The sequence below is a fragment of the Paenibacillus sp. cl130 genome (assembly GCF_900116035.1).
In the GTDB taxonomy this organism is placed as follows: Bacteria; Bacillota; Bacilli; order Paenibacillales; family Paenibacillaceae; genus Paenibacillus; species Paenibacillus polymyxa_B.
Window position 1 is genome coordinate 85154 of sequence record NZ_FOYG01000004.1, and the last position, 15526, is coordinate 100679.

Annotated in this window: 15 protein-coding genes; 11 read left to right on the forward strand and 4 right to left on the reverse strand. The window is 41.1% G+C overall.

Features of this window, described 5'->3' with window-relative positions; genetic code table 11:
• Positions 1 to 31 precede the first annotated feature (31 nt).
• Together BM358_RS12720 and BM358_RS12725 are read left to right on the forward strand one after the other, a co-directional pair.
• On the forward strand, positions 32 to 634 hold the full coding sequence (locus tag BM358_RS12720) for a class I SAM-dependent methyltransferase (RefSeq protein ID WP_023991092.1): 603 nt from the start codon (positions 32 to 34) through the stop codon (positions 632 to 634).
• Positions 635 to 891: 257 nt separating this feature from the next.
• The gene (locus BM358_RS12725; protein ID WP_023991091.1) at positions 892 to 1428 is read left to right on the forward strand and encodes a YceI family protein; all 537 of its coding nucleotides are present in this window, start codon (positions 892 to 894) and stop codon (positions 1426 to 1428) included.
• Between the two features lie 77 nt (positions 1429 to 1505).
• On the opposite strand, the gene BM358_RS12730 is transcribed toward BM358_RS12725, so the two are convergent.
• Positions 1506 to 2183, reverse strand: a complete 678-nt coding sequence (locus tag BM358_RS12730) for a TetR/AcrR family transcriptional regulator (protein ID WP_028540952.1) — start codon at positions 2181 to 2183, stop codon at positions 1506 to 1508.
• 368 nt (positions 2184 to 2551) lie between these two features.
• On the opposite strand from BM358_RS12730, the gene BM358_RS12735 reads away from it, so the two are divergent.
• Together BM358_RS12735 and BM358_RS12740 are read left to right on the forward strand one after the other, a co-directional pair.
• Positions 2552 to 4258, forward strand: a complete 1707-nt coding sequence (locus BM358_RS12735) for a CocE/NonD family hydrolase (protein WP_028540951.1) — start codon at positions 2552 to 2554, stop codon at positions 4256 to 4258.
• Positions 4259 to 4437: 179 nt separating this feature from the next.
• Complete coding sequence (locus BM358_RS12740) at positions 4438 to 4899, forward strand: hypothetical protein (protein WP_028540950.1); 462 nt, start codon at positions 4438 to 4440, stop codon at positions 4897 to 4899.
• Positions 4900 to 4975: 76 nt separating this feature from the next.
• On the opposite strand, the gene BM358_RS12745 is transcribed toward BM358_RS12740, so the two are convergent.
• The 3 genes from BM358_RS12745 to BM358_RS12755 form a co-directional block, all read right to left on the reverse strand.
• Complete coding sequence (locus BM358_RS12745; RefSeq protein ID WP_028540949.1) at positions 4976 to 5917, reverse strand: NmrA family NAD(P)-binding protein; 942 nt, start codon at positions 5915 to 5917, stop codon at positions 4976 to 4978.
• 91 nt (positions 5918 to 6008) lie between these two features.
• Positions 6009 to 6896 (reverse strand): LysR family transcriptional regulator, encoded by an 888-nt coding sequence (locus BM358_RS12750; RefSeq protein ID WP_028540948.1) that lies wholly within the window; start codon positions 6894 to 6896, stop codon positions 6009 to 6011.
• A gap of 120 nt (positions 6897 to 7016) precedes the next feature.
• Positions 7017 to 8105 carry a GntR family transcriptional regulator gene (locus BM358_RS12755; protein ID WP_023991084.1) on the reverse strand — a complete coding sequence of 363 codons (1089 nt, stop codon included), beginning with the start codon at positions 8103 to 8105 and terminating at the stop codon, positions 7017 to 7019.
• A 290-nt stretch (positions 8106 to 8395) separates the two neighbouring features.
• On the opposite strand from BM358_RS12755, the gene BM358_RS12760 reads away from it, so the two are divergent.
• The 7 genes from BM358_RS12760 (at position 8396) to BM358_RS12785 (ending at position 15518) form a co-directional block, all read left to right on the forward strand.
• A complete protein-coding gene (locus BM358_RS12760) occupies positions 8396 to 10009 on the forward strand; it encodes a xylulokinase (protein ID WP_028540947.1) in 1614 nt (537 codons plus the stop codon).
• A 1-nt stretch (position 10010) separates the two neighbouring features.
• Positions 10011 to 10706: an L-ribulose-5-phosphate 4-epimerase gene (locus tag BM358_RS12765; protein ID WP_023991082.1), complete on the forward strand. Its 696-nt coding sequence runs from the start codon at positions 10011 to 10013 to the stop codon at positions 10704 to 10706.
• A gap of 34 nt (positions 10707 to 10740) precedes the next feature.
• Positions 10741 to 12165 carry an L-arabinose isomerase gene (gene araA, locus BM358_RS12770; RefSeq protein WP_023991081.1) on the forward strand — a complete coding sequence of 475 codons (1425 nt, stop codon included), beginning with the start codon at positions 10741 to 10743 and terminating at the stop codon, positions 12163 to 12165.
• 171 nt (positions 12166 to 12336) lie between these two features.
• A complete protein-coding gene (locus BM358_RS12775) occupies positions 12337 to 12900 on the forward strand; it encodes a P-loop NTPase family protein (RefSeq protein WP_256253359.1) in 564 nt (187 codons plus the stop codon).
• A gap of 8 nt (positions 12901 to 12908) precedes the next feature.
• Positions 12909 to 13199: a P-loop NTPase family protein gene (locus tag BM358_RS26885; protein WP_256253360.1), complete on the forward strand. Its 291-nt coding sequence runs from the start codon at positions 12909 to 12911 to the stop codon at positions 13197 to 13199.
• A 410-nt stretch (positions 13200 to 13609) separates the two neighbouring features.
• Entirely contained in the window at positions 13610 to 15109 is a 1500-nt protein-coding gene (locus BM358_RS12780) for a malate:quinone oxidoreductase (protein ID WP_028540946.1), read from the forward strand.
• Between the two features lie 232 nt (positions 15110 to 15341).
• On the forward strand, positions 15342 to 15518 hold the full coding sequence (locus tag BM358_RS12785) for a Rossmann-fold NAD(P)-binding domain-containing protein (RefSeq protein WP_023991078.1): 177 nt from the start codon (positions 15342 to 15344) through the stop codon (positions 15516 to 15518).
• Positions 15519 to 15526 lie beyond the last annotated feature (8 nt).

A 15526-nucleotide genomic window follows, 5' to 3' on the forward strand; every position in this document is an offset into this window, starting at 1 on the left:
GATTTTATTAAGGCGGATTGGGGAGGTAATTATGGGAAATACGGATAAGTTTGAAATGATAGCGAATATATATGACACTTCGGAAAGAATTCAAATTGCAAAGGCATCATCTGATGCCATTCGTGAATATGTAGTTGACGCTAATAGTAAGAATGCTATTGATTTTGGGTGTGGAACGGGTCTTGTCGGAATGAACTTGTTAAACGATTTTAATTCTATGCTTTTTCTGGATACTTCACAAAACATGATTAATCAAATAAAACAAAAAATTACTGATCTTCATATTCATAATGCAGATACAATATGCTTTGATTTTGAAAAGGAAGGTCTATCGGATCTTCATGCTGACTATATTTTTATGGCTCAGGTTCTGCTCCATATTCATGATGTTGAATTCGTTTTATCCAGATTATTGGATGTTCTAAATGAAGGAGGACATTTACTAATTGTAGACTTTAATAAAAATGAAAAAGTAGTTTCAGATTTAGTTCATAACGGATTTAATCAAGAAGAGCTGGCTGACATTATGACTAAAATAGGGTATAGAGATATTCAATCCAAAACTTTTTATAATGGAAGTAAAATATTCATGGGACAAGATGCATCTATGTTTATTCTTGATTCTCGAAAATAAACTTTTAGGCAGAAATCAGCTCTCGTTATAGTCGGGATTCTAAAATACAACGAAATAAAAGGCCGCCCCTTATGAGACAGCCCCATGCTTCTTGTACAGTCCGAAATCGGATTTACGAGGAAGCCGAAAAAATGCTAAAACGCTACTGACATCCCGTTGTCAGTAGCGTTTTTGTATATTAGGAGCATGCGAATAGCGCAGTGTTTTGGAGATAGGGCGACCTTTCTCAAATCTTATCATAGAGGTGGAATTTATTTATGAGCAATATCAATTGGGAAGTGGATGCGGACCACAGCTCCGTTGAGTTTTCGGTAACGCATTTAATGATTAATAGAATCAAAGGAGTATTCGAGCATTTCCAAGCGAGCTTGAATTTTGACCCCAATGATTTAACAACCATGGGTATTCAAGCTTCCATAGACGCAAATAGTATCACAACTCGCCAATCGCAACGAGATGAACACCTGAAGAGCGACGACTTCCTTCATGCAGCCAAGTATCCAACCATTACGTTTCAAAGCACCAGCTGCGTCCTTGCTGGCGAAAGGCAATATGAGCTTACGGGCAATCTAACTTTGCATGGAGTAACAAAACCCATCACTTTTCATACCGTTTTTGAAGGACTAAATAAAGACCCTCGTGGCCGGGAACGTGTAGGATTTCATTCAACAGCCAGTATCGAACGCAATGAATTTGGCTTGACATTCAACTCGCATCTGGAAAAAGGCGGGATTGTTGTCGGGAATGAAGTGAGAATCGAACTTTATATCGAGGCAATTAAAATAGTAGATTAGCGGTCCTAAAGGCCATCCTTTTATCGGGATGGTCCTTATTCAAAAACTTGCCACTACAAGTAGATGCCTTGGCGGCCTCATGTTGAGCCTTCCAAGCTTCCATCCGATTGATCTGGCTTGTAGCATAGCTTGGGGGGGATAGTTTTATCAACCTGCGTTATCCGACAATACATGGCCATTCCTTCTTTGGTTAGATGAGGCAGTATAAGGCTCCATAGGATGGACAAGATGTTTTTTGGATTTGGAAGAAATTTTTGGAGAAGAATTATTTCCTGTGTACCATACATATTTATCGATAGTAAAGAAATAGACAAATCTTCATATTGCCCAGCATATAATTCTTCTTTCATAATTCCTTTATTAACAAACCCCTTAAATATGTTGGTAAAAAGCGTATAGAAATCATTAACAACCTTAATTTGCATTTTAGCTATCTCCGGATACAACTTAGGCAATTCTGTAAAACTGGAGAAATAAAAGAAATATTTTTTACGGAATGCATTAAGAATTAAAAACTGCTGATTCAGCCCTTCGATAGAAACCTCCGCTGAGAAATTTAAGTTTTGGTATTCTTCATACTGCATTGCCATAACACCAATCATAAGATCATGTTTTTTTTTGAAATAGTATGTCAAATTACCAGGACTTATATTTAACGCATCGGAAATATCCCTCAATGTTACATATGCATATCCTTTTTTATTAAATAATTCAATTGCAGTCTCAAGGATCTTATCCCTTAAATTAATATCCATTTCTATCTCCTTTAGAGCGTTTGTGCTATGCACTTGAAATCAAAAGCATTATATCATAAATTGTTCCTTCAAGCCGAAATAAGTAGCTTGATTAAGAATACGGAAGAATTCGAGAGATAATTTGCGAAAATCCTCAGCCAAGAGTGCCATTCCCAATAAAGACCAGAGTTGAGTTGCTGTATTTGCAGGAATATACTGATTTTAGTACACGTGTACTAAAACTTTTCTGAATAATTATTGAAGGGAGTGAACCCCTTGCAAGAAATCAGAAAGAGACCTAAAGTTCACAATGCGATTGAACAGGATACAGAAGCACGCTGCTTATTGATTGACTGGTTTGAAGAAAAACTATCAAATGGAGGCAAGCTATGAATCCATTACCTATCGACATTAACGAAAGAAGTAATCACTTTTATGAACTTACTTGGAAAGAAGTACAGATTCCTATGAGAGACGGGAATTATCTCGCCGCAAATCTTTATCAGCCTAATGTGGATGGGAGTTTTCCAGTAATTATGACGATGTGTCCGTATGGAAAGGATCTTCATTTCTCTCAATTTGCTCCTGCTAATCCAACAATCGTAATAGAATATACACACTCGCAGGATAAAGGGCCCTTAATTAGTTGGGAAACACCAAATCCTGAATTTTGGGTGCCGCAAGGCTATACTGTCTTGCGAGTAGATGAACGTGGTATCGGTAATTCTCCAGGAAGGCTGGATATATTATCAAATTCTTTGAAGAAGGATTATTATGATGCAATCGAATGGGCTGGAACGCAACCATGGAGTAATGGAAAGATAGGACTGCTGGGCATCTCCTATTTGGCTATGAGTCAATGGGCCGTGGCATCCGAACAGCCTCCTCATTTAGCTTGTATCATACCTTGGGAAGGTACAGTAGATTATTATGCAGAATTCTGTTATCCGGGCGGAATCCAGGCGAACGGTTTTCTTTCATTCTGGTGGAAGAACGGAGTTTTGGCGCATCAATACAATCCCGATGGAAAATTCTCGGAAGAACAATTGCAAGCCAATCGCACTGATTTCCCGGAGATGGTAAAAAACAATCCATTACGTGATCAATCGTGGACGAATCGATTTTCTGATTTGAGTAAAGTAGAGGTTCCTTTATTATCCGCAAGCAACTGGTTTAGCGCCGGAATGCATACCCGTGGAAATTTTCTGGGTTTTCAGAATGCGGTATCAGAGCACAAGTGGCTTGAAGTACATATCGGGAGCCATGTGGGTGCATTTTACACCGCTCAGGGTCGGGAACTGCAGAAAAAATTTCTGGATTATTGGCTTAAAGGAATCGATACTGGCATAATGAGAGAACCGAAAGTAAAGCTTGCCATCCCTCGCGGAGGCAATAACTACACATGGCGCTACGAGAACGAGTATCCGCTTAAGCGCACCCAATGGACCCGCTTTTACCTTGATGCAAGCTCGAATTTGCTTTCGCAAGAGCCTCCGCAAGCCAAGGCCCAGCTTTGCTATGAAGGCGATAAGGAGTGCGAGTCAAAGCACTGGGCGAAGCCTTTTATGGTGAAAGAATTCTCGAGAGAGGAAAACAATTCAAAGCGTGTTCTGTTTGAAACCGATCCGTTTGATAACGAAACAGAAATTCTCGGGCCTATCAAACTCCGTTTGTGGGCATCGTCAACTACAGATGATATGGACATTTTCGTATCTTTGCGAAATATTGACTCACTAGGCAATGAGGTCGTTAACTCAGGAGCACTAACAGAGAAATTTCCAATTAGCCAGGGGTGGTTGCGCGCTTCCTTACGTAAAACTGATGATGAATTATCCACGGAGTATAAGCCTTATTACACCTTCGATGAGGTTCAAAAGCTGGTTCCAGGAGAAGTCTATTGCTTGGATATTGAGATATGGGATAGTGCAATTGTTGTAGCTAAAGGGAACCGATTGCTCCTGGAAATTGGAAGTCAGAATCAAAGTGGCTGCGCACTGCTGACTCAGACGGGGGATGACAGGGTATGGGATGCAGACATTACTCTATATACAGGGGATGAATTTGATTCTTATTTGTTGCTGCCGATTATACCCTAACTGAGTTCAAGTTGACATGCTTCCCAACGCCCATGTTCCCTCAGACAGAAGGAAGTTGGAGAGAATATTCCTTTGGATCGGTGACGATTTATGTATACCAGTAAGTTGCGAGCGCCAGAACCGTAACATAAATAGCGGCAAGTTTTTTGGGGAATAATGAGATAGAAGGAGAGATGGAAATGCCCTATATCGTTGATTTTAATAATGTGTCTACGGTTGGTTTAGAGTCTTCACCTGTAGTAGAAGCGCTTGCTGGTTTGCGTGCTAATGAAGCCCGTTACTTTATGAACAAATACAAGCATGAATTTACGGTTGTGTCAGCTAGTGAAAGTCAGGAGACCCTAGATTATGTGAACCGAATTCTGAAAGAGCGTGATATTGAGTTTGCGGCCAAACCTTTAGAAACGTCACGTTTTCAAGTGGAAAATATTAAATTTGCTTATGTCTTTTATGAGGATGGTCTTGAGGTCAACGTCATGTATACGGTTGATGACACTAAGAAGCGGGCCGTTGGGTTTAAGCTTTCTGAGGGGATGGAGGTACCAAAGGAGCTAGAAGGGAAGTTTAAGTTTGCTAGGCAGAAGTCAAAAATAGCTGGAACAATTCGGGGTTCGTTTTTTGTAATTAAAGGAGAATACTAAAGTAGGCAAAAGCGCAATTGGAGAAATCGGATGTAAATCAGCTTCCGATCTCTCCGTAACATGATTATGACTTGGATTAATTATCTTTGGAGTGTCGTTCACCCACTTGGTACTCATTCGCATGTACAAACATATATTTCACTGTTACGGGATCTTGGCCCGTCAGCTTCTTAAAGTCGTCCGTAAATATATCCATTTTTCCTAAGCGAATAGCTTGTCCAAAGGTAACCATACCTTCAGAAGAGAAGGGGGCTTCGGAGTCCTCTGCAAATTTGCCATCCGTTGTTCTGGGAACACCCATGGCATCAAATATGGCGTAGTTTTCTTCATCCGTGATCTGCTTGTAGGTAATATGATGACCCGTTACTTTATTTCCAATCTCGATAAAGTCGGACATTGTTATTAATTCGGGACCATTTATATTTAATATCGCCTCATGATAATTGCTTGCTGCTAATGCATAAGCGACAGCTTTTGCACAATCTTTCCGTGAGATATAGGCCATCTTGCCGTCACCCTGGTTGTTTTTCAACACGCCGTCAGACTTCACATAGGTGAAGTAATTGGTAACCATAGCTTCCGCATATTGCGAATTACGCAGGAAAATATAATCTAACCCGACACTTTTGATATAATCTTCTGTATAGACATGGTCCAGTTTTTCAACACTTGGATTGGATTCATCCGCCGCGTTAACCAATGAAGTATAGATGATTTGTTTTACTCCAGCTTCTTTCGCCGCATCGACCACGTTTTTGTGTGCATTTTGGCGTTTTACCCCCACAAAAGGCATGGAGATTAAAGCAAGCTTATCTGCATTAGCAAAAGCTTCTGCAAGACCGTCTATTGTATTGAAATTGGTCACATGCGTTTCAATACCTTGTTCTGCATACCCTTGTAAAGATGCCGGATCATATGCACAAAAAATAATTTGGTCTTTTTCTACTAATTTCAATAAAAATTCAGCCGCTTGTCTGCCCAGATTGCCATCCACACCCGTTAATAATAACTTACCCATGTTTGTCGTCACTCCTTGCTGAAATGAACTATACTTATATATTATGTGAAAAAAATAACAAAGTATAATACAAAAAACTTATGGGCTATTGCTAAAACGAATTTTGTATTTGTTGCAGGAATGAGTATAATGCTGGATTAGAATTATTTTTTAAGTAGCCTATTTCGATTTTAAAAGTATGGTGTGAACCCTGTATGGGAATGAGTCGGACCTCTTCTTTCAGGTCAGCAAGATCATAGTTATCTGGGAAAAAGCCAATTAAATTCTCTGTGATGATATAAAACAGCTTTGTTTCGACATCGTCTGCGGTTCTAAGGATGTTGGGCTGGTAACCATCTTCCATGGCATGCTGAATCATTAAATAATAGGAGTCTCCAATAACCATTGGATTCAGCATGACAAGCGGATACTTATATAGTTCTTCCTTTGAGATGGACTCAAAACTGAAGAGGGGATGTTGTTTACTTACGGCCGCGCAGTATCGTCCGCTATATAATGTATGGGTTAGGATTTCTTCTTTCCCTTTAAACTCTGAGTCAAAGGCAACGGCCACGTCATGTATTCCTTTTTGCAGATACTCAGCGATATCCTTTAGCAATACTTTATTTAATTCAAGTTTAATCTTTGGATGATTTTCTTTAAATGAAGGGATAAATTTTAACAAGCTTTGGATATCTGTGATTGCAGCATATTCGATACTCAATAGTTGGGTATTATATTTTTGAAAATTTTCCATGCTTGTTTTCATATGATTATATTGCTTCCAGAGCACGACGGCCTCTGCATAAAACAGCCATCCCGCTTTGGTGGGCTCAATCGGAATTTGTTTTCTATCAATTAACTGAATGTTGAACTCATTCTCAAGTGAGGCAATTTGTTGGCTAATCGTAGTTTGCGATACAAAATTCTTTTTTGCTGTTTCTGTGAAGTTTCTACATTCAACGAGATCTATAAAATATTTTATCCTTTTTAGATTCATGTTTACCTCCAATTGTATGAAATTTATTAAAACTTACGTTCCCGCCATAAATTCAAGCCAGCATACCCTAATGTTAATGGCAAACTGGCGGTTCATAATTGGAGGTAATGTGAGCACCATCTACTTCAGTTTCTTCTTTACCGTCTCCCCTTCAATCAACACGGGCTGATAATAGGTGTGGTTGCGTAGATCCTTCTTCCCTTGCAGTTTCTTAATAACCCAATCGGCGGCATCACGTCCCATTTGTTCCTGTGGGTGTGTTAATGTGGTTAGCTTGATGTTTGCATTTTTGGAAATATAGGAATTATCTTGACCAATAATGGATATGTCTTCGGGAACAGATATCCCAAGTTGTCTGCATACATGTACAACTTCTAATCCTACCTCGTCGTTATAGCAGACAATTGCGGTTAACCCGTCTCTTTGTTCGGTAAGGAATTTTTTTAAGTTGGCGGACAGGTCCTGCTTCGTCTCTGTATAGAATGAGAGCACTTGCTCTGGGTGAAACCGTAATTTGGCTTCTCCAAGCGCTTTGATATAGCCCTTCATTCGATGCTTTCCTTGTAAATCATCCATTTTGGCAATGATACCAATGTGTGTGTGTCCGTTAGCAATCAATTCTTTTGTTGCCAGATAGCTGGATTGTACGTCATCGAGACAAAAGAAGGGAACTTCCAACTCTTCATAATAAGCATTAATCATGATGAACGGAACATCCTGCTCCTTGAACGTCAAATAGTAAGAGATATTGGGATTATATAGATTGCTCTTCGTAGGCTCAATGATCAAGCCATCCACACCAAAGGACAACATCATCTCCAAAGCTTTCTTTTCCTGTGCGACATCATTATTTGTACTAGCTAATAGCAATGAATAATTATCTTCATTCAATCTAGCTTCAATCCCGCGAATAATAGAAGGGAAGATGTAATCAGAAATATAGGTCGTGATGACTCCGATGGTTTTATTACTGGAATTCCCGCCGGTTTTTGATCGGAATTGGTTGCTGACGTAAGTGCCCGATCCTTTTTCACTTCTTAAAAAACCCTCGTTGGATAGTTCTAAAATAGCCTTTCGTACCGTCTGGCGACTAACTTTATACATATCCTGCAAAGCCGATTCCGTTGGAATTTGTTCTCCTACGCTGTATGCTCCTGATAGAATGTTGCTTTTTATATCCTCAAGGATGACCTGATACTTTGGTTTCACTTTATTCCTTCTTTCCTGGTTGTACTAATACCAATTTACCCACCCATAATATTTGTATGTACATATTTTAGCATAATTATGAACTTATTATAATCCATTGCCCAACATGCAGTAATACTAAAGGAAAAATAGAGAAACATTCAATTCGTAAGAATATTTGTAGGTATAACTACGTATTCGTGTTGACAAATGTACGAACAAAAAATATACTAAGGTTGTAAATTAAAGAAAGCGCCTTCTTTCAATTATTGCGATTATAACAGTTGTTCAGAGAGAGGAGTCACGTGAGCATGGATCAAGACATTAAACAAGCGATTACTAAGGGAGAAACCTCACTTGGTATCGAATTTGGATCCACACGTATCAAGGCAGTGCTGATTGATCATCATTTTGAAACAATCGCATCTGGAAGCTATGAGTGGGAAAATCTCTTGGTAGACGGATATTGGACGTACAACTTAGAGAGTATTATTACGGGTCTACAAGAGGCTTATAGTGAAATGAAGCAAGAAGTTGAGCGAAAATATGGAATCACTCTTCGTACCGTTGGTTCTATAGGATTCTCTGCAATGATGCACGGATATATGGCTTTTGACAGCAAAGGTGAGTTGCTTGTTCCGTTCCGGACTTGGCGGAATGCGACAACCGGTGTTGCGGCAAAAGTGTTAACCGATAAATTCCAATTCAACATCCCTGAGCGATGGAGTATTGCTCACCTGTATCAAGCTATATTGAACGAAGAGCAACATGTCCCTCAGATTGATTTTATGACGACGTTAGCTGGATATATTCACTGGCTGCTGACTGGCAATAAGTCCATTGGCATCGGAGATGCTTCGGGCATATTCCCAATTGATGAGACTACACATGATTATAACGAATCGATGGTTAAGCAGTTCGATGAACTCATTGCAGCCAAAGGTTACGATTGGAAGTTAGAAGGAATTCTCCCTAAAGTTTATATTTCAGGCGAGCAGGCAGGTGTACTAACCGCCGCGGGAGCCAAAATCTTAGATAAATCCGAAGATTTACAACCAGGTATTCCGCTTTGTCCTCCAGAAGGTGATGCGGGAACAGGGATGGTCGCTACGAATAGTGTGAGGAAACGGACTGGCAACGTCTCTGTGGGAACCTCGGTTTTTGCCATGCTTGTATTAGAGAAGGATCTTTCAGCGGTATATCCGGAAATTGATCTGGTGACTACACCGAATGGTAATCCGGTCGGAATGGTTCATGCCAACAACTGTTCAAGTGATCTCAATGCTTGGCTGGGATTGTTCCGTGAGTTCTATGAGGCAATGGGGCAAAAGGCCGATCCAAACCAATTATTCAGTGTGTTGCTGAACAAGGCTTTGGAAGCAGATCCAGATGGCGGCGGCTTACTTAGCTACGGATATTTGTCAGGAGAGAATATCACCGGAATAGAGAAAGGCCGGCCATTGTTTGTCCGCTCCCCTGAGAGCCGTTTCAATTTGCCCAATTTCATGCGGACTCATCTTTTCACTGCGTTTGCTGCTTTGAAAATCGGAATGGATATTTTGACAAAGAAAGAAAATGTCGCAATTGATAGCATACTGGCTCACGGTGGTTTATTTAAAACCCCTATCGTCGGACAAAAAATCATTGCGGCTGCCATGAATGTCCCGGTATCAGTGATGTCAACAGCTGGAGAAGGCGGGGCGTGGGGTATTGCTATTCTGGCTTCTTACATGATGAACAAGGCTCAACAAGAAAGTCTGGAAGACTTCCTCGACCAAAAAGTATTTAGAGATGCTGAGGGGCAAGAAATTTCTCCTGACAGTTCCGACGTTAAGGGATTCGAAGCATTCATGGAACGCTATACACAAGGTCTAGCGATTGAACAGGCTGCTGTAGATAATCTAGTGGAAAACTGGAGGGATTGATGTGTTAGAGCAACTGAAAGAAGAAGTATATCAAGCCAATCTGGATTTGCCTAAACATGGACTCGTGAAATACACCTGGGGTAACGTAAGCGCTGTTGATCGTGAGAGCGGCTTATTCGTTATCAAACCTAGTGGTGTTAGTTATGACACGATGAAACCTAGCGATATGGTGGTTGTTGATTTTGATGGCAATGTTGTTGAAGGAGAAATGAGACCTTCATCAGATACACCGACTCACGCCGTGCTTTATAAGCATTATGCAGAGATCGGCGGTATTGTACACACGCATTCAACTTGGGCGACCATTTGGGCTCAAGCAGGCCTGGATGTACCTGTAATGGGGACTACTCATGCAGACACCTTCTATGGTTCTGTTCCTTGCGCCCGTTTCTTGACACAAGAGGAGATTGATCGTGGTTACGAAGCGGAAACCGGCCGTGTCATCATCGAAACTTTTGAGCAGCGCGGGCTGGATATTTTAGCAGTGCCGGGTGTTCTGCTTAAGGGTCATGCTCCCTTCACTTGGGGGAAAGATGCAAAATCGGCAGTCATGAATAGCGTCGTGTTGGAAGAAGTTTCGAAAATGAATTTATTCGCACGAGAATTGAATCATTTTGCTGAAGAATTGCCGCAACGCATTCTAGATAAACACTATTTACGCAAACATGGGAAAGACGCGTACTACGGGCAAAAGTAATATAAACTAAAAAATTATGAAAAGAGGATGAATGATGTCAACAGTAGGTACAAAACAGTTCTGGTTTGTCGTAGGTTCACAACATCTGTATGGAGAAGAAGCATTAGCAGAAGTCAAAGCACACGCACAAGAAATGACCGATGCCTTAAATAAGAGTGGCGTTCTGCCTTATCCGCTTGTATTGCAGGATCTGGCGGTTAGTGCAGACAAAATTACTAGCCTTATGAAAGAAGTCAACTATCGCGACGAGGTTGCCGGTGTCATCACGTGGATGCATACCTTCTCACCTGCAAAAATGTGGATTCGTGGTACTAAATTGCTGCAAAAGCCGCTGCTTCATCTTGCTACACAGTTCAATGAAAGTATTCCTTGGGCTACGATTGACATGGACTTCATGAACCTCAATCAGGCAGCTCATGGTGACCGTGAATATGGATTCATCAATGCCCGTCTGAAGAAACAGAATAAAGTGGTCGTAGGGTACTGGGAACGTGCGGAAGTGCAGAAGCAAATCGCAGAGTGGATGGATGTAGCGGTTGCTTATAACGAAAGCTTCAATATCAAAGTTGCCCGCTTTGGCGACAACATGCGTAACGTTGGCGTTACGGAAGGCGATAAGGTCGAAGCCCAAATTCAATTTGGATGGACCGTTGACTACTTCGGAATTGGCGACCTTGTTCAGTACGTCAATGCTGTGAAAGAAGAAGAGATTGATGCTTTGTTTGCAGAATACTCCGAACTCTATGAATTTGATTATGGTACTTACAGCAAGGAAGCTTGGGAAGCCAGCGTAAGAGTGCAAGCAAGCTATGAAATTGCCCTTAAACGGTTCCTGGATAATGGCGGCTATACTGCCTTCACTACGAACTTCGAAGACCTCTATGGTATGAAACAGCTTCCTGGTCTTGCCGTTCAACGTTTGATGGCACAAGGATACGGCTTCGCCGGTGAAGGGGACTGGAAGACGGCAGCGCTCGATCGCCTGCTTAAAGTAATGAGCCATAACCAATCCACTGGCTTTATGGAAGACTACACCTATGAATTGGCGGCTGGTCAGGAATCGATCCTTCAATCCCATATGCTTGAAGTTGACCCAACGTTGGCAAGCAACAAGCCTAAAATCATCGTTTCACCGTTAGGTATCGGCGATCGTGAAGATCCAGCCCGTCTGGTGTTTGACGGCAAGGCAGGAGACGGTGTAGTTGTTTCCATGGCTGACTTTGGCACGCATTATAAACTGCTGATCAATGAGGTTACTGCATTTGAACCGACAGTTCCTGCTCCAAATCTTCCAGTGGCCCGTGTACTGTGGAACGTGAAGCCAAACTTCCAAGATGGGGTTAAAGCATGGATTGAGAACGGCGGCGGTCACCATACCGTGGTTTCCTTGAATCTAACCACAGACCAAATTGTTACTTATGCAAAACTGGTTAACCTGGAATACGTGATTATTAAGTAACTAGAAGATAGTCATCTACTAAAAGCATTGGGTCAGTCCTCAGGACCCAGTGCTTTTTATTAGTTTTCTAAGAATGTATAGATATGGGAAGGTTCCTAAGCTATCTGGCATTATAACGGGATAATTGGTTTCTCCTTAAGGTAATCATTTAATTCATAAGGATGTGATACTATGTCCAATTTACCAGCTACGAAAACGAAATTGGTTATCGTTGAAGGTATACCTGGCTCTGGCAAATCCACATTATCTAGGTACATACATGACATGTTAAACACACATCAAATAGAATCCGAACTATTTTTAGAAGGGGACTTACGACATCCCGCTGATTATGAATCGGTTGCATGTATGCCAAACGAAGAACTTGATCAGCTTCGATCAATCTATTCCGAGGCGTTTCATTACATTGATCCGTTTATATCTTTGAATGGCAACGACGCTTTAATCGCCTATGCGCTTGCGCAGCAATCAGCCCAAAATGAAATTCCCTCTAGTTTGTATGAGGAAATCCGGCGTTATGAAATCTACGATGGAGTACCCGTAGAAAAGTATTGCGAGTTGATGATTCAACGTTGGAAGTCTTTTGTTAAAGATCAGCGAGAAAAAGAAAAGTTGATGATACTCGAATGCTGTTTTTACAGAACCCAGGGTGTGCATTACTCGCCCGGCATGATGCTGGAGAAGACCGTTTTATTCAGCATGTATTACAGATTGCGGAGCAAATTCAGGAGTTAAATCCAATTTTGTTCTATTTGAAGCAACCGAATGTGCGTGAGACGATTGAGCGAGTTAAAACAATGAGATCTCAAGAATGGTTAGATTTCGCGATTTGGTACCATACGGGGCAAGATTATGGAAAGAACAAGGGACTTTACGGGTATGAAGGATATATTCAGTTCCTTGAACACCGACGTGAGCTAGAATTGCAAATCATTGAGCAACTCCCTTTTCAATCATTTATTATGGATAACTCCGATTATGCTTGGGAGAATCAACAACAGACCGTTTTGAATATTATGATGAAGTATTTATAAACCGTGAAGCTCATTCCAGAAAACGTTAGTGCAATTAGAAAGGCCTATCCCGTAAAGACATATTTTACCGAATTATTCATATACATGGACTGTTGATTCGATCATTGGAAATCTGTACTCTACATCATTTGCTTCTAAACGCTTTTTTGGTGTCTGTTATTACTGCTAGTAAGTGAAGCTCAAATAATACAGCGTGATCAATTCTTATTATTTCTGCAAAGAAAATTCTCACTTTTTAGCAGAAATGATTTATAATTATCAGATAATAGACAATATAATTTTTAAAAGATTATATTTTAGTTATAATAGAGACAGAAAAGATATGTTCCTGAGTGGAGCCTTGCTTCTTGTATCATCTAAGCAGGAGGGCCTGCTCTTTTTTGCAAATATAAGAGATAAGGAAGGTTTTTATGAATAGCATTCAGAAAAAAACAGACATTATCTTAATTGGTGCCGGAGTCATGAGCGCGACTCTGGGATCATTGCTGAAAGAGTTAGCACCGGAGTGGGAAATTCAAGTGTTTGAGAAACTCGCAAACGCGGGAGAAGAAAGCTCTAACGAATGGAATAATGCAGGTACAGGCCATGCTGCACTGTGCGAACTGAACTATACATCCGAGAAAGCTGATGGATCTATAGATATTCGTAAAGCTGTAGACATTAATGAGCAGTTTCAGCTTTCAAGACAGTTTTGGTCTTTTCTTGTAAACAGCAATTTGATTCGTAATCCACAGGACTTTATCAAACCAATACCTCATATGAGTTTGGTAACAGGAGAGAAAAATGTATCTTTTTTGAAAAAAAGGTTTAAAGCGCTTTCAACTATTTCTCTGTTTCAAGGCATGGAATTTTCCGACGACCCTGAAAAGCTGAAGGAATGGATTCCGTTGATTATGGAAGGCCGTACATTGAATGAACCAATCGCGGCAACCAAAATCGACTCTGGAACAGATGTCAACTTTGGTGCTTTAACACGCATGTTGTTTGAGCATTTAAAAAGTAAAAACGTCGAGATCAATTACAAACATAGTGTTAAGGATATTAAACGTGCGAGCGACGGCTCGTGGAAAGTCAAAGTCCATAATCTGGACAACGGTAAAATCGAATACCATAATGCCAAATTTGTCTTTATCGGTGGTGGGGGTGGAAGTCTACCTTTGCTACAACGAACTGGTATTCCTGAGTCCAAATATATCGGGGGATTCCCGGTAAGTGGACTATTTATGGTATGTAACAATCCTAAGATTGTCGCCCAGCATCATGCAAAAGTATACGGTAAAGCTAAGGTTGGTGCTCCTCCCATGTCTGTTCCGCATCTGGATACAAGATACATCGGTAACCAAAAAGCACTGCTATTTGGGCCGTTTGCTGGCTTCTCACCGAAGTTCTTGAAAACGGGCTCAAATTTGGATTTGATCGGTTCTGTAAAACCCAATAATCTCATCACGATGTTGGCCGCAGGCGCAAAAGAGATGGCATTGACCAAATATCTGATCCAGCAAGTAATGTTATCGAATGAAAAGCGTCTGGAAGAATTACGCGAGTTTATTCCGAACGCCAAAATCGAGGACTGGGGGATTGTGGTAGCGGGTCAACGTGTGCAGGTGATCAAAGATACGGAGGGCGGTAAAGGAACACTTCAATTTGGTACGGAGGTGGTTAGTGCCGCTGATGGTTCGGTAGCTGCACTGCTCGGCGCTTCTCCGGGTGCTTCTACTGCTGTTCACGTTATGCTGGAAGTATTGGAAAAATGCTTCCCACAACATATGGAAGAGTGGGAACCAAAAATAAAAGAGATGATTCCTTCTTATGGGGTGTCACTAGCGGAAAACCCAGAGCTTTACCAAGAAATTTACGATTCCACAACGGAGGTGCTGGGACTGGGCGAAAAAGAACCGCTTCATCGTTAATTTTTGCATGGCTGGTAACTGGATCATCCCACTACTCTTTAATAAAATGTGCAGTAATCTTACGATATATTTTAAAGTTGAATAAATAACAACACCAAGCGGTGGGAAGGAATTCCCACCGCTAAAATGCTTGCTTAACAATACAAAATTTTGCAATCCTTCTGCATTTTCGGTGTCTGCTACAGTGATCACAGTAATTATGTAGAGCGCTATAGGCTCTATTCAGTTCCAGTTGTCCAATAAACTGGTGCAGCGGATTGCTACCCCGGCTTGGTTAAAACGGATGGGCGGAGAAAAGACAGAGCTGTCGGTGGAGGATGTAGCGAAAATGGCGGTCCGACTGGCGACCCTGCCGGAGGGTGGTCCAACGGGCGGATTTAATTACATGGATGATCAGCTTCCAGGGTAAAGCACTTA

What these genes read in the sequence shown, in the direction of transcription:
- BM358_RS12725 (WP_023991091.1), top strand. Translation starts at nt 892, where the DNA reads ATGAGCAATATCAATTGGGAAGTGGATGCGGACCACAGCTCCGTTGAG.
- BM358_RS12740 (WP_028540950.1), top strand. Translation starts at nt 4,438, where the DNA reads ATGCCCTATATCGTTGATTTTAATAATGTGTCTACGGTTGGTTTAGAG.
- BM358_RS12760 (WP_028540947.1), top strand. Translation starts at nt 8,396, where the DNA reads ATGGATCAAGACATTAAACAAGCGATTACTAAGGGAGAAACCTCACTT.
- BM358_RS12720 (WP_023991092.1), top strand. Translation starts at nt 32, where the DNA reads ATGGGAAATACGGATAAGTTTGAAATGATAGCGAATATATATGACACT.
- BM358_RS12735 (WP_028540951.1), top strand. Translation starts at nt 2,552, where the DNA reads ATGAATCCATTACCTATCGACATTAACGAAAGAAGTAATCACTTTTAT.
- BM358_RS12730 (WP_028540952.1), bottom strand. Translation starts at nt 2,183, where the DNA reads ATGGATATTAATTTAAGGGATAAGATCCTTGAGACTGCAATTGAATTA.
- BM358_RS12745 (WP_028540949.1), bottom strand. Translation starts at nt 5,917, where the DNA reads ATGGGTAAGTTATTATTAACGGGTGTGGATGGCAATCTGGGCAGACAA.
- BM358_RS12780 (WP_028540946.1), top strand. Translation starts at nt 13,610, where the DNA reads ATGAATAGCATTCAGAAAAAAACAGACATTATCTTAATTGGTGCCGGA.
- BM358_RS12750 (WP_028540948.1), bottom strand. Translation starts at nt 6,896, where the DNA reads ATGAATCTAAAAAGGATAAAATATTTTATAGATCTCGTTGAATGTAGA.
- BM358_RS12775 (WP_256253359.1), top strand. Translation starts at nt 12,337, where the DNA reads ATGTCCAATTTACCAGCTACGAAAACGAAATTGGTTATCGTTGAAGGT.
- araA (WP_023991081.1), top strand. Translation starts at nt 10,741, where the DNA reads ATGTCAACAGTAGGTACAAAACAGTTCTGGTTTGTCGTAGGTTCACAA.